The 12,405-nt window shown below is 67.3% G+C and carries 17 protein-coding genes, 2 tRNA genes and 2 pseudogenes; 12 read left to right on the top strand and 9 right to left on the bottom strand.

Annotated features, from left to right (window positions below; all coding sequences use genetic code 11):
* Positions 1-67 precede the first annotated feature (67 nt).
* The 6 genes and pseudogenes from ACHMWU_RS23045 to ACHMWU_RS23020 all read right to left on the bottom strand — a co-directional run bounded on the left by ACHMWU_RS23045 (position 68) and on the right by ACHMWU_RS23020 (position 3,431).
* A pseudogene (locus ACHMWU_RS23045) lies at positions 68-612 on the bottom strand (SDR family oxidoreductase).
* Complete coding sequence (locus tag ACHMWU_RS23040; protein WP_396049184.1) at positions 609-821, bottom strand: SDR family NAD(P)-dependent oxidoreductase; 213 nt, start codon at positions 819-821, stop codon at positions 609-611. Before ACHMWU_RS23040 ends, ACHMWU_RS23045 begins: the two are co-directional and overlap by 4 nt.
* Positions 822-1,080: 259 nt before the next feature.
* Positions 1,081-1,155, bottom strand: a tRNA-Phe gene (locus tag ACHMWU_RS23035).
* Positions 1,156-1,200: 45 nt separating this feature from the next.
* A complete protein-coding gene (locus tag ACHMWU_RS23030; RefSeq protein ID WP_396047517.1) occupies positions 1,201-2,541 on the bottom strand; it encodes a dipeptidase in 1,341 nt (446 codons plus the stop codon).
* Between the two features lie 48 nt (positions 2,542-2,589).
* Positions 2,590-3,204 (bottom strand): malonic semialdehyde reductase, encoded by a 615-nt coding sequence (locus ACHMWU_RS23025; protein WP_396047515.1) that lies wholly within the window; start codon positions 3,202-3,204, stop codon positions 2,590-2,592.
* A 150-nt stretch (positions 3,205-3,354) separates the two neighbouring features.
* A tRNA-Asp gene (locus ACHMWU_RS23020) sits at positions 3,355-3,431 on the bottom strand.
* A gap of 173 nt (positions 3,432-3,604) precedes the next feature.
* Between ACHMWU_RS23020 and ACHMWU_RS23015 the strand changes: the two genes are divergently transcribed.
* The 7 genes and pseudogenes from ACHMWU_RS23015 (at position 3,605) to ACHMWU_RS22985 (ending at position 7,772) form a co-directional block, all read left to right on the top strand.
* Positions 3,605-4,117: a cysteine dioxygenase gene (locus ACHMWU_RS23015; protein WP_396047513.1), complete on the top strand. Its 513-nt coding sequence runs from the start codon at positions 3,605-3,607 to the stop codon at positions 4,115-4,117.
* Entirely contained in the window at positions 4,114-4,548 is a 435-nt protein-coding gene (locus ACHMWU_RS23010) for a rhodanese-like domain-containing protein (protein ID WP_396047511.1), read from the top strand. Before ACHMWU_RS23015 ends, ACHMWU_RS23010 begins: the two co-directional genes overlap by 4 nt.
* Positions 4,549-4,656: 108 nt before the next feature.
* Complete coding sequence (locus tag ACHMWU_RS23005) at positions 4,657-5,469, top strand: ABC transporter ATP-binding protein (RefSeq protein ID WP_396047509.1); 813 nt, start codon at positions 4,657-4,659, stop codon at positions 5,467-5,469.
* Positions 5,466-5,912 carry an ABC transporter permease gene (locus ACHMWU_RS23000; protein WP_396047507.1) on the top strand — a complete coding sequence of 149 codons (447 nt, stop codon included), beginning with the start codon at positions 5,466-5,468 and terminating at the stop codon, positions 5,910-5,912. The genes ACHMWU_RS23005 and ACHMWU_RS23000 overlap by 4 nt, the downstream gene beginning before the upstream one ends.
* Positions 5,909-6,145, top strand: coding sequence for a hypothetical protein (locus ACHMWU_RS22995; RefSeq protein ID WP_396047505.1), 237 nt, complete (start codon positions 5,909-5,911; stop codon positions 6,143-6,145). Before ACHMWU_RS23000 ends, ACHMWU_RS22995 begins: the two co-directional genes overlap by 4 nt.
* Positions 6,142-6,822: pseudogene (locus ACHMWU_RS22990) on the top strand (ABC transporter permease). Before ACHMWU_RS22995 ends, ACHMWU_RS22990 begins: the two are co-directional and overlap by 4 nt.
* Positions 6,823-6,860: 38 nt before the next feature.
* Entirely contained in the window at positions 6,861-7,772 is a 912-nt protein-coding gene (locus ACHMWU_RS22985) for a glycine betaine ABC transporter substrate-binding protein (RefSeq protein ID WP_396047503.1), read from the top strand.
* Positions 7,773-7,856: 84 nt separating this feature from the next.
* On the opposite strand, the gene ACHMWU_RS22980 is transcribed toward ACHMWU_RS22985, so the two are convergent.
* Both ACHMWU_RS22980 and ACHMWU_RS22975 read right to left on the bottom strand, forming a co-directional pair.
* Complete coding sequence (locus ACHMWU_RS22980; RefSeq protein ID WP_396047501.1) at positions 7,857-8,543, bottom strand: MMPL family transporter; 687 nt, start codon at positions 8,541-8,543, stop codon at positions 7,857-7,859.
* Positions 8,536-9,546, bottom strand: coding sequence for an MMPL family transporter (locus ACHMWU_RS22975; protein WP_396047499.1), 1,011 nt, complete (start codon positions 9,544-9,546; stop codon positions 8,536-8,538). Before ACHMWU_RS22975 ends, ACHMWU_RS22980 begins: the two co-directional genes overlap by 8 nt.
* 10 nt (positions 9,547-9,556) lie before the next feature.
* On the opposite strand from ACHMWU_RS22975, the gene ACHMWU_RS22970 reads away from it, so the two are divergent.
* The 5 genes from ACHMWU_RS22970 (at position 9,557) to ACHMWU_RS22950 (ending at position 12,099) form a co-directional block, all read left to right on the top strand.
* Positions 9,557-10,012: a hypothetical protein gene (locus tag ACHMWU_RS22970; RefSeq protein ID WP_396047497.1), complete on the top strand. Its 456-nt coding sequence runs from the start codon at positions 9,557-9,559 to the stop codon at positions 10,010-10,012.
* 237 nt (positions 10,013-10,249) lie between these two features.
* Positions 10,250-10,552: a sensor domain-containing protein gene (locus ACHMWU_RS22965; protein ID WP_396047495.1), complete on the top strand. Its 303-nt coding sequence runs from the start codon at positions 10,250-10,252 to the stop codon at positions 10,550-10,552.
* Entirely contained in the window at positions 10,549-10,995 is a 447-nt protein-coding gene (locus ACHMWU_RS22960) for a histidine kinase (protein ID WP_396047493.1), read from the top strand. The genes ACHMWU_RS22965 and ACHMWU_RS22960 overlap by 4 nt, the downstream gene beginning before the upstream one ends.
* Positions 10,996-11,086: 91 nt before the next feature.
* Entirely contained in the window at positions 11,087-11,500 is a 414-nt protein-coding gene (locus ACHMWU_RS22955; protein ID WP_396047491.1) for a hypothetical protein, read from the top strand.
* Entirely contained in the window at positions 11,452-12,099 is a 648-nt protein-coding gene (locus ACHMWU_RS22950; RefSeq protein WP_396047489.1) for a response regulator, read from the top strand. Before ACHMWU_RS22955 ends, ACHMWU_RS22950 begins: the two co-directional genes overlap by 49 nt.
* Before the next feature lie 4 nt (positions 12,100-12,103).
* Here ACHMWU_RS22950 and ACHMWU_RS22945 read toward each other — a convergent pair whose 3' ends face one another.
* Entirely contained in the window at positions 12,104-12,397 is a 294-nt protein-coding gene (locus ACHMWU_RS22945; protein WP_396047487.1) for an MMPL family transporter, read from the bottom strand.
* Positions 12,398-12,405 lie beyond the last annotated feature (8 nt).

Here is a 12,405-nt window from a genome sequence, read left to right as displayed (position 1 = left end):
GGCCTGGGTCCGGTGTCTCACCGGGCCCAGGCCCTTGGCGGTCCGAGGCCGCCACGTCCCGGCAGGGTTACAGGGCCCGTGACAGTCCGCCGTCGACCGGCAGCATGACACCGTTCACGAAGCTGGCGGCCGGCGACAGCACGAATGCCGCCGCCCGGCCGAACTCCTCGGGCTGACCGTAGCGGCGCAAGGGGATCGAGCGCTCGTGCAGGGCGCGAGCGGCTTCGGCGTCACCGGTCAGCGCATCGAGCGACTGCACCCGGTCGGTCGACACCCGGCCGGGCAACAGGCCGTTGACGCGGATGCCCTGAGGCCCGAGCCGTCGGCCAGGTTCTTGGCCGCCATCGCCAGCCCCGGACGCAGGCCGTTCGAGATGCCGAGGCCAGGAACAGGAGACTTCGCCGACGTCGACAGGACGAACGCGATCGAGCCGCCCTCACCCAGCTCGGCAGCGATCTGGGTCGCGAGCCGCATCGCGCCGAGGAACACCGACTCGAAGGATGTGCGCCACTCGTCCTCGGTGCGGTCGAGGATCGGGCCTGCGGGAGGGCCGCCGACGCTGATGAGCGCGCCGTCGATGCGGCCGAACGTCGTCTGGGCTGCGGCGATCAGCTGAGCCGGCGCAGTGGCGTCGGCGTTGTTGACCGCGATACCGATCGCCTGCGGTCCCAGCCGGCGGTCGCCCGGTCGATCGACTCCTGGCTCCGCGACGAGATCACGACCTTCGCGCCATCGGCGACGAGCTCGCGGGCCGTCGCGAGACCGAGCCCGCCCGAAGCGCCGGTGAGGATGTAGACGCGATCTGTGAGTCCGAGGTCCATGAGACAAGCCTAGGCGCCGGTCCCGCATCGGGCCTCGAGGCCGGGGTCGAACCCCCCAAGCTCTCCGCTTCGCTCTGAGCAGGGGGGACCCCCAGGCGCCGGTTCCGCATCGGTCCCCGAGGCCGGGGTCGAAGCCCCAAGCTCTCCGCTTCGCTCTGAGCAGGGGGACCCCCAGGCGCCACCGTCTCGCCCGCTGACCCAGGTCAGAGCAGAAAATGAAAAGCCCCGCAAAGAACGCGGGGCTTTTCATTTTCTGCTGTGGCCAGGGCCGGGGTCGAACCGGCGACCCTCCGCTTTTCAGGCGGATGCTCGTACCAACTGAGCTTACCTGGCCACGCTCGCAAGCGAGCGAACTCACCTTATCGCATGGCCTCGGCGGTCAACGAACCGTGTCCGCCAGTCGCTGGAGCAGCAGCGTCTCGGCGAGGCACACCTTGGCGAACTCGCCCAGGTGCAGGCCCTCGTCGATGCCGTGAGCGCGGGTGTCGGGGTCCTCGACGCCCGTCACCAGCACCGCAGCCTCCGGGAAGATCCGAGCGAACTCGGCGATGAACGGGATCGACCCGCCCATGCCCATGTCGACCGGCTCGGTCCCGTCCCAGGCGTCACGGAACGCCGAGCGGGCTGCGTCGTACGCCGGTCCGTCGGCGTTGACCGTGAACGGTTCACCGGTCTCGCCGCGCTCGACCTCGACATGTGCACCGAACGGGGCATGGGCCTCCAGGTGCGCGGCGAGCGCATCGAGATGCGCGGTCGCGTCCCCACCAGGTGCCACGCGCATGCCGATCTTGGCTCGTGCGGACGCTGCGAGCGTGTTGGACGCTTCGGCAACAGATGGAGAGTCGATCGCCAGGACGCTCACGGCGGGCTCGGCCCACAGCCGCTGGACGATCGAGCCGCGACCGATCTGCTCGACACCGGGCAGCACGGACGACTCGGCGCGGAACCGGTCTTCCGGGTAGTCGAGCTCTGCGGCGGTGCCGCGGTGCAGACCTTCGATCGCGACGGAGCCGTCGGCGTCGTGCATCGTCGCGAGCAGCTGGCACAAGGTCGTGAGGGCGTCGGGGACGACACCTCCCCAGATGCCGGAGTGCACGGCATGGCCGAGCGTCCGAACTGTCACGACGCAGTCGACCATGCCGCGCAGCGTGACCGTCAACGCTGGCACGCCGATGGCCCAGTTGGCTGAGTCGGCGATGACGATGGCGTCGGCGGTCAGCTCGTCGCGGTACTGCTCGAGCAGGGCCACGAGGCTCGGAGACCCGGACTCTTCCTCGCCCTCGACGAACACCGTCACGCCGACCGGCGGGTTGCCGTCGTGGGCGCGGAACGCCGCGAGGTGAGCGGCGAGACCGGCCTTGTCGTCGGCGGCGCCCCGGGCGTACAGGCGGTCACCGCGGCGGGTGGGCTCGAACGGCGGTGAGGTCCACTGCGCCGGATCTCCGGTGGGCTGGACGTCATGGTGGGCGTACAGCAGCACCGTGGGGGCGCCGGGCGGGGCGGGATGATGCGCGATGACGGCGGGTGCGCCGCCGGCTTCGACGATGCGGGTGCTGGCGAACCCGGCCTCGCGCAGCAGGCGTTCGACCTCGGTCGCGGAGCGGCGGACATCGTCGTGGTGCTCGGGCTGCGCCCACACCGACGGTATGCGGATCAAGCCTTCGAGGTCGTCGATGACAGAGGGCAGGATGTCGTTCAGTCGGGCAGTGAGATCGGCCATGATCTCAGGGTGCCACGCGGCCCCGGAGGACCGCGTGGCGCGGGGGAGTCAGACGACCTTGACGGCGTCGTCGGCCGAGATGCGGGGCAGGCGGTCGAACCACGGGTTCTCGCCGGGGTGACCGATGTTGATGACGGCTTGCGTGCGCCAGGTGGTTCCGCCGAAGAACTCCTCGTCGATGCCGGCCGCGTCGAATCCGCCCATGGGGCCAGCAGCCAGGCCTGCTGCCCGGATGCCGACGATGAAGTAGCCGGTCTGCAGGGCGGCGTTGTAGCGCGCGATCTGCGCCCGTGAGTCGGCGTCGGCGGCGAACATGTCGCCAGCGTCGGGCTTGTGGGGGAAGTGCTCGGGCATGCGGGTGTGGAAGTCGACGTCAGCGGCGACGACAGCAACCAACGGAGCGGTCAGCGTCTTGGCCAAGTTGCCCTCGGCCATGTGAGCACCGAGGCGCTCGCGTCCTTCGCCCTGCTCGACGAGCAGCAGTCGCAGGGGCTGGATGTTCATCATGGTCGGGCCGAACTTGACCAGCTCGAAGACCTCCCGGACCTGTTCGGCCGACACCGGGGTGTCGCTGAACGTGTTGGCAGTGCGGGCCTCGCGGAACAGCGTGTCGAGAGTGTCGTCGGCCAGGATGAACGGTGAGTCGATTGCAACAGAAGTCATGCAATGTTCAACTAGTTTGGCTGCGGACATCATCCCGTCGAAGCTGCCGATCGCGTGTGGCACTCGTCACGGCCCGTCGCCTCGCGGGCAAAAGCCCAGGTGAATGACACAAGACCCGCTCTCAGAAGAGAGCGGGTCTTGTGCTTCGCATGGCGACCCCGACCGGACTCGAACCGGCGACCTCCGCCGTGACAGGGCGGCGCGCTAACCAACTGCGCCACGGGGCCATGTGCGCTTGACTGCGAGAGCAACTCTAACGCACCCCTGTTTCGGACGCCAAAAGGGGGGTCGGCTTTCGGCGTCGTCCCACTGCCGTAGCCCATGCAAGGACAGAACAGCTGAGCGTCCCAGATCGTGAAACCGCCCGGAATGGCACGGAGCGCAGGCGTTCCATGGACTCATGACCGTTCGCCGTCCCACCGTCGCGCCCCTGTCGCTGGCCGATCTCGTCGCCTTGACGAGCTCGGTCGCTGACGACGTTCGCGCGGGCCTCTATGAGGTTCACGCAGACGAGGAGAGCCGTTGGCACGTGCGACTGCTGTGTGACGACCAGGTCGACATCTGGTTGATCAGCTGGACGACCGAGCAAGGCACGCAGCTCCACGACCACGGAGGTTCCTCGGGGGCCTTCACGGTGGTCAGCGGCGAGCTCAGCGAAGCCGTCTGGACGCCCGGTGTCGAGGTGCTGACCGACACCGCCAGGTCGCAAGGCGACTCGGTCGTGTTCGGCGAGCACTACGTGCACGACGTTCGCAACGTCCGTGAGGAGACGGCCGTCAGCGTGCACGCCTACTCGCCGCCGTTGTCGCTGATGAACTACTACGACGTCGAAGGCCACCAGCTGACCAAGCTCGCCTCGATGTGGACCGACGACCCAGAAGCGCCGGCGCCCGAACTGCGGGCGGCTTCGTGAGCGCGACGTTCGGCTCGGTCGACGACTTGCTCGACGCGGCGCGCTCGGGAATCACCCGGCTGGCACCTCACGAAGCCGCCGACCGGGTCCGCTCCGGCGCCCTGATCGTCGACATCCGGCCGGCCTGGCAACGTGAGACGGACGGGGAGATTCCTGGTTCTGTCATAGTCGAGCGCAATCATCTGGAGTGGCGTCTTCACCCATCGTCAGGGGCCAGCCTGCCCCTGGCCACGCCACGACAGGAGTGGATCGTTGTCTGCACGGAGGGATACACCTCGTCGCTCGCCGCGTCTTCTCTCGTCTCGCTGGGCCTGCCGGCCAGCGACATCGTCGGCGGCATCCACGCCTGGCGTGCTGCCGGACTGCCTGTCGTTGCAGGTGGTACCGGGGTCGAGCAGCAGGTGGCCGAGATCGTCACGTCGTCGCTGTGACTTGGTCGGTTCCGATTGCCCCGCACCGGTGATCAGGCCAGACTGGGCTGACCCTGTTCCTTGCCTACCTACTGTCCCGGTGCCTGGGTGCCGAGCGCGGAGGACCGCATGATCGAGTACCGCTCCATCGGCAAGACGTTCGCCGACGGGACCGAGGCAGTCGGGGACTTCAGCCTTCAGCTGCCGTCCCGGACGACGACCGTGTTCGTCGGATCCTCCGGCTGCGGCAAGACCACCCTGCTGCGGATGGTCAACCGCATGGTCGATCCCACCCACGGGCAGGTGCTGATCGACGACGTCGACATCGCGACCCGCAACAAGGTCGAGCTGCGTCGCAGCATCGGCTACGTCATGCAGCACGCCGGGCTGCTGCCACATCGCAAGGTCATCGACAACGTCGCGACCGTGCTTCGCCTCAATGGCGTCGACCGCAAAGAGGCGCGCGATCGTTCCTACGCGGTGCTGGAGACCGTGGGCCTCGACCCCTCGCTCGCGACGAAGTACCCGAGCCAGCTGTCCGGCGGCCAGCAGCAGCGTGTCGGGGTGGCCCGGGGCCTGGTGTCCGATCCCAACATCTTGCTGATGGACGAACCGTTCGGAGCAGTCGACCCGATCGTGCGCGAAGAGCTGCAGACCGAGCTGCTGAGGCTGCAGCGTGAGCTCGACAAGACCATCGTCTTCGTGACCCATGACATCGACGAAGCCTTCCTCCTGGGCGATCAGGTCGTGATCCTCAAGAAGGGTGGCGAGGTCGCCCAGGTCGGCTCGCCGGCAGAGATCCTGGCGGCCCCCGCAGACGACTTCGTCCGCAGCTTCGTCGGGCTTGACAAGGGGCACCGCAAGCTGCGAGTCGAAGAACGTGATGGCGTCCGCATCGTCGTCGATGCGACCGGCAAGGCCACGGGAGTCCTCGACGGATGACCTGGTTCAACAACAACTCCGACAAGGTCTACGACCTGCTGCTCAGCCACTTGTGGCTGAGCGCGGTGCCGATCGTGCTCGGATTCGTCATCGCGGTGCCGATCGGCTGGTACGCCAACCGGCATCCGCGGATCCGCGGGGTGTTGTTGTCGATCTCGGGCATTCTCTACACGATCCCGTCGCTCGCGTTGTTCGTGATCCTGCCCAGCATCATCGGCACCGGAATCCTTGACCCAGTCAATGTCGTGATCGCGCTGACGCTCTACGCGGTGGCGATCATGGTGCGGTCTGCGGCTGATGCATTCGAGTCGGTGTCCCCGGCGGTGCTCGATGCGGCCACGGCGACCGGTTATGCCTCGGTCGGCCGGGCATTCCTGGTTGGCTGCCACTTGCGGGCCCCGTGCTCCTCGCTGGTCTGCGTGTTGTCGCAGTCAGCACGGTGAGCCTGGTCAGCGTCGGAGCCCTGATCGGCGTCAACAACCTCGGTTCACTGTTTACCGAGGGCTATCGCACCGACAACACCGAAGAGATCGTCATCGGGGTTATCGGGATCGTCGGTCTGGCGTTGGTCTTGGACGGGCTGCTGGTGCTTGCGGGACGGCTACTGATGCCGTGGTCGATGACCTCACGGACTGGTACTCGTCACCTGCCCCGGCTCCGGGGGGCGAAGACATGAGCGTCGCGAGCGACACGGTCGACTGGCTCGCGGACTCGGCCAACTGGTCCGGGGAGGACGGTGTGCCCCACCGCCTCGTCCAGCACCTCGACTACACCGCCTTGACGATCCTGATTGCCGGGGCGATCGCGATCCCGATTGGCCTGTGGATCGGTCACACCGGACGTCTTCGGGTGTCTGGCCGTCGTCAGCGGGGGCATTGCGCGCCCTGCCGACGTTGGGCGTGCTGACGTATGCCTCGCTTTTCACCGGAATCGGAATCAAGGCGGCGATCTTCACCCTCGTCCTGCTGGCGATACCGCCGTTGTTGGCCGGGGCCTATGCCGGGGCTGGAGTCGGTCGACCGACAGACGATCGACGCGGCCCGCGCCATGGGGATGACCGAGTGGCAGATCCTGACCAAGGTCGAGGTGCCGCTGGCTTTGCCGCTGCTCATCGGCGGCTTCCGTTCGGCGACCCTGCAGGTCGTGGCGACGGCCACCGTCGCCGCTTTCATCCCGGGTCCGGGCGGTCTCGGTCGATATCTCATCGACGGTCTGGCCGTGCGCGACTACGCACAGATGGCGGCCGGATCTGTCATCGTCATCGTGCTCGCACTCATTCTCGACGGACTTTTCGCCCTCCTCCAGCGGCTCGCGCTGCGCAACCGACCTGCTCCCGTTCGTGTCTCAGCATGACCACACCCCCACCAAGGAACGCACAACCAAGGAGAAGTATGTCCATCACCAAGCTCACCACCGCCCTCGCGGCCGTGACGTTGGGTCTCTCGCTGGCAGCGTGCGGCGGCGATCCGACATCAGATGACTCGGCGAAGTCGGCCAGCGACACCATCACGATCGGCTCGGCGGCCTTTCCCGAGAACGAGATCATCGCCGAGATCTACGCCCAGGCCCTTGAGGCCAAGGGTGTCAAGGTCAGCAAGAAGCTCAACATCGGCGCTCGCGAGGTCTACATCCCGGCGCTCGAGAACGGCGAGATCGACCTGCTGCCGGAGTACTCGGGCAACCTGTTGTCGTACTTCGACCCGAAGGCCACGGCTACCTCGCCGGCCGATATCGAGGAGGCGCTCGACGATGCACTGCCCGACGAGCTCGAAGTGCTGGATGCCTCGCCTGCGGAGGACAAGGACTCGCTCAACGTCACGCCGGAGTTCGCAGCCGAGAACAACCTCAAGACGATCGCCGATCTGAAGAACGTCAAGGATCTGTCGCTCGGTGCCAATCCTGAGTTCAAGGACCGGGCCTACGGGATCCCGGGACTCGAAAAGATCTACGGCATCACCGGCATCAAGTTCGTCCCGATCAGCGATGGCGGCGGACCCAAGACGCTGAAGTCGCTGCTCGACGGTGACATCGACGTCGCTGACATCTACTCCACGACGCCGTCGATCCTGGCCAACAAGCTCGTCACGCTGGAAGATCCGCAGAACCTGATCGCCGCGCAGCAGGTTATTCCGCTGATCAACGACAAGAAGGCGTCCGACAAGGTCGAAGACACTCTTGACGCGGTCTCGGCAGCGTTGACGACGCAGGACCTGCTCGACCTGAACACCAAGAACCAGGGCGACGACAAGGTCGCCCCGGCCGTTCTCGCCAAGGAGTGGCTGACCGCCAAGGGTCTGATCTAGTCCGTCAGCCGACACAAGAATCGGGTTTTGTCCGCGAATCTGCGGACAAAACCCGATTCTTGCGTCCCGGCCAGCCCTGCTGGGTCAGGCGGGAACCAGCTCGGGGGCGTAGTCGTCCTCGACGCTCTTGACGTTGCCGAGGTTCTGCAACCGTCCCTTGAACAGCAGGAGCAGCGAGGGCAGCAGCACGAGCCGGACCAATGTGGCGTCCAGCAGGATCGCGACCGACAGGCCGATGCCCATCTGCTTCATCTCCAGCATGTCGAGCGTCGCGAACACCGCGAACACCGACACCATGACCGCCGCTGCGCTGGTCACGACGCTCGCCGTCTCGCGGATGCCGAACTCGACGGCCCGCTCGAACGGCAGGCCCTTGCGCAGTCCCTCGCGCACCCGGCTCATCACGAACACGTGGTAGTCCATCGAGAGGCCGATCAGCACCACGAAGCAGAACAGCGGGATCCAGTCGACCACGAAGCCCGACGAGGTGTAGTTGAGCGCTTCGTCAGCCCACGAGTTCTGGAACACCAGGGTCAGGACGCCGAACGCCGCCCCGACCGACAGCAGGTTCAGGGCTGTCGTCATCAGCGCGAGGGTCAGGTTGCGGAACGTCCAGATCATCATCAGCAAGGTCAGTCCGAGGACGAACCCGATGACGAGGGGCAGGCGGGACGACTGGTGGTCGTAGTCGTACGTCTCGGCAATCGAGCCGCCGACCGCCGTGGTGGCGTCAAGATCGGCCACGGCCCGCGGGACGATCGTGTCACGCAAGCTCCGCGATGGCCTCAGCGTTGCGCTCGTCGCCCTCGGTGTGGGCCGCGTGCAAGGTCAGCACGGAGGTCCGACCGTCGTCCGAGACCTCAGGTCGTTCACCACTCGCGAGCGCGATGCCAGCCTCGACCGAGGCCGACTCGACCTGCTGCAGCGCCGAAGCGGCCGCAGACGGATCGTCCGAGTTCAGCACGACGTCGATCGTGGGACGTTCTGACGGGAAGCTCTGCTGAGCCCGCTGGAAGGCCTGGACAGCCGGGATGTCCTGAGGCAGCGTGTCGACGGTCGACTGCTGGGTCGCCATCCCGAGTGCCGGGATCGCGAGTGCCACCAGCGCGCCGCCGGCGATCGCCGCCGAGACGAGAGGCTTGCGGATGACCGGTCGGATCAGCCGACCGCTGATGCCCCCGGTGCCGATGCGACGGTTGAGCCGCCAGAGCAAGGGGATGCGGGGACGGTCGACGAACCGGCCGAGCTTCGCGAGCATGGCAGGCAGGACCGTGAGCGAGCCGATCACGGCCACGAGCACGACGAGGATCGAGCCGGTGGCCAGCGCGTTGAAGACGGCCTCACCTGACAAGAACAAGCCCGACATCGCGACCATCACGGCAAAGCCGGACACCACGACAGCACGTCCTGACGTGGCTGCGGCGATCTCGATCGCATCGATCGTGGATCGCCCGCGAGCACGTTCCTCGCGTTCGCGCTTGAGGTAGAACAGCGAGTAGTCGACACCGACTGCCATGCCGATCAGCAGCACGACGTTCGCGACGGTGCCGGCGTCGGGGACCAGCAGCGAGATGGGGGCGTAGAAGCCGAGGGCCGTGATGACTGACGTGATCGCCAGGATCACCGGGATACCCGCCGCCACGAAGGCGCCGAAGGCGATCAACAGGATGCCGAACGTGATCGGCAGGCTCAGCATCTCGGCCGAGGCGAGGTCCTCGCCGACCTTGTCGTTGATCCCGGCGTCGAGCGACGCGGCACCGGCCTGCTGGATCACCAGCTCCCGGATGCTGCTTCTGGGTCTTCGCGGTTGTGGCGATCAGCCCGTCGACGTGGTCGGCGGCCTCGTCGGCATCGCCGGTCATCGTGATCGGGACGAGCACCGCGTCGCGCTTGTCGGAGACGATCGGAGGCCCGACGCCGGCGACGCCCTTGACGTCGGCGCTCAGCTCGGCGACCTGGCCGGCGACGGTCTCGGCGCGGGCGACGTCGAGGGTGCCCTCCGGGGCCGTGATGAGGACGGACTCGGTGGGGCTCGCGGTCAGGTCGGCGGCATCGATCATCGCGGCGGCCTGGCCGGACTGGCCGATGCGGAAGTCTTCGTCGCTGACCTGCTTGCCCTGCACCGTCGCCATGAGGGCGATCGCGGTGATCACGAACGTGACCCACAAGCCGATGGCGCGCCGACGGGTGGAGAGCGCTCCAACGCGCCACCCGGACGGTGGGAGTTCTGCGAGACATGATGATCCCTTCCAAAGATGTTGAGGTGTGAGGTGACCTCCAGCCTCGTGAATGCGACGACTCGGCACGATGGGTCAGACCCCGGATCGGAAGTGGGTCCAGGCCCACTGTTCGTCCGCGCTGGATGGGGCAGGATCGAGGGAGCAACCCACCGTCTCGAAAGGCCTCCTTCATGACCACGACCGTCAGCCTCACGTCGCCCGCCCCGGGGGAGTCGTTCTTCGCGGGGCTCAGACGTCGTGTGTCGTTCGACCGGCATCGCGATCGTGTACGTCGTGCTGGCGGTGCCCGCCCTGGCGATGTTGGTCGCGCTGACGACGTCGTTGAGCGTCGCGATCGTCGGCGTGGGGCTGGTCCTGCTGCTGGTGCTCGTCCCGATCAACCAGCAGCTCACGAACCTGCACCGGATGTTGTCGGGCTGGGTGCTCGGCACGAAGATCGAGAACCCGTACCTGCCCCGCCGAGGAAACAGTCCGTGGAGCCTGCTGAAGGCTGGGCAGCCGATCCGGCGAGATGGCGGGACTTCTTGTGGACGTACATGACGGTCTGCATCCGCTGGGCGCTGTCGTGGATCGCCTTCGGTCTGGGGCTCGCGGTGGTCTGGTACGCGATCTATCCGTTCCTGTTCGCCGTCACGCCTGCGGGCACCTTCGACGTGCAGTACGGCTTCTTCACCGTCGACACCCAGGCCGAGTCGTTCCTCGAGTGGGTCTGGATGGTCGTCGCGTTCGGACTGTGGTGGTGGCTCGAGCCGGTGTTCGTCAAGTGGTGCGCTCAGCTCGATCGTGCCCTGCTGTCGCCGTCGCGTGGCACGCTGGAACGGCGAGTCGCTGAGGTCTCGGCCTCTCGTGCGGAGACGATCGACCACTCGGCGGCCGAGCTGCGTCGGATCGAGCGCGATCTGCACGACGGCGCGCAGGCGCGGCTCGTCGCGCTGGGCATGAACCTCGGCCTGGCCGAGAGCTGCCCTCGCGAAGGATCCTGAGGCGGCGGCCAGGCTCCTCGCGGAGGCCCGGACCGTCACGACCTCGGCTCTCGGCGACCTGCGGTCAGTCGTCCGCGGGATCCACCCGCCGGTGCTGGCCGACCGTGGTCTGGCCGGGGCGATCCAGGCCCTCGCGCTCGACATGTCGTTGCCGGTCTCGGTGACGATCGTGCTGCCGGGCGTCCGCCGGCGCCGGTCGAGTCGGCGGTCTACTTCGCGACGAGCGAGCTGCTGGCCAACATCGGCAAGCATGCGTCTGCGTCGAGGGCATCGATCGACGTGTCGCACGACGGTGCGCGACTGCGGCTCGTCGTCGAGGACGACGGCGTGGGCGGTGCATCGACGGACGCCGGGATCGGGACTTGCAGGGGTGGTTCGACGTCTGGCGGCATTTGACGGCACGATGGACGTCGTCAGTCCCGTCGGGGGACCGACCGTGGTCGTCCTGGAGGTTCCGTGCGCGTTGTCATCGCCGAAGATCTCGCCCTCCTCCGGGATGGCCTGACCCGGCTGCTGGAGGCCTACGACTTCGAGGTCGTCGCCGCCGTCGACGATGCGGTCAAGCTGGCCGAGGCGATGCGGACGCACGAGCCCGACATCGCGGTCGTGGACGTCAGGATGCCGCCCACCTTCACCGACGAGGGGCTGCGGGCCGCGATCGCCGCTCGTGCAGAACGTCCCGGAATGCCGGTGCTGGTGCTGTCGCAGTACGTCGAGCAGCTGTACGCGCGCGAGCTGTTGAGCAGCGGTGACGGTGCGGTCGGCTATCTGCTGAAGGACCGGGTGGCCGATGTCGCGACGTTCGTCGACGCGGTGCGGACCGTGGCCGGTGGTGGCACGGTGCTCGACCCAGAGGTCGTCTCGGCGCTGATCGCCCGGGCGCCGACCGACAGCCCGGTCAGCCGGTTGACCGACCGTGAGCGAGAGGTGCTGGGGCTCATGGCTCAGGGCCGGTCGAACGTGGCGATAGCCGCTGCCCTCTTCGTGACCGAGAAGGCCATCAGCAAGCACACCAGCAACATCTTCATGAAGCTCGATCTCGACCCGGACGACGACTCGTCGAACCGGCGGGTCAAGGCCGTCATCGCCTACCTGCAGTCCTGACCCGCTAGCGCACCGCTTCGGGGGTGGGGCGGGCATCGGTCTCGCTGAGGCCGAAGCGGTCGTGGAACCGGCGCAAGGGTGCCGGCGCCCACCAGTTGGCCTTGCCGAGCAGTGCCATGAGCGACGGCACGAGCAGTGCACGGACGATCGTCGCGTCGATCAGGACGGCGATGGCGGTGCCGACGCCCAGCTCCTTGATGAAGATGATCTGCGACGTAGCGAACGAGCCGAGGGCGATCGCGAACAGCAACGCTGCGGCGGTGACGATGCGACCCGTGCGTTGCAGCCCGAGCGCCACGGCCTCAC

Origin of the sequence: Aeromicrobium sp. UC242_57 (assembly GCF_044452305.1) — a bacterium.
Lineage (GTDB): Bacteria > Actinomycetota > Actinomycetes > Propionibacteriales > Nocardioidaceae > Aeromicrobium.
The sequence above is the reverse complement of the archived record's forward strand: the minus strand, read 5'-3'. Positions and strand labels throughout refer to the sequence as shown.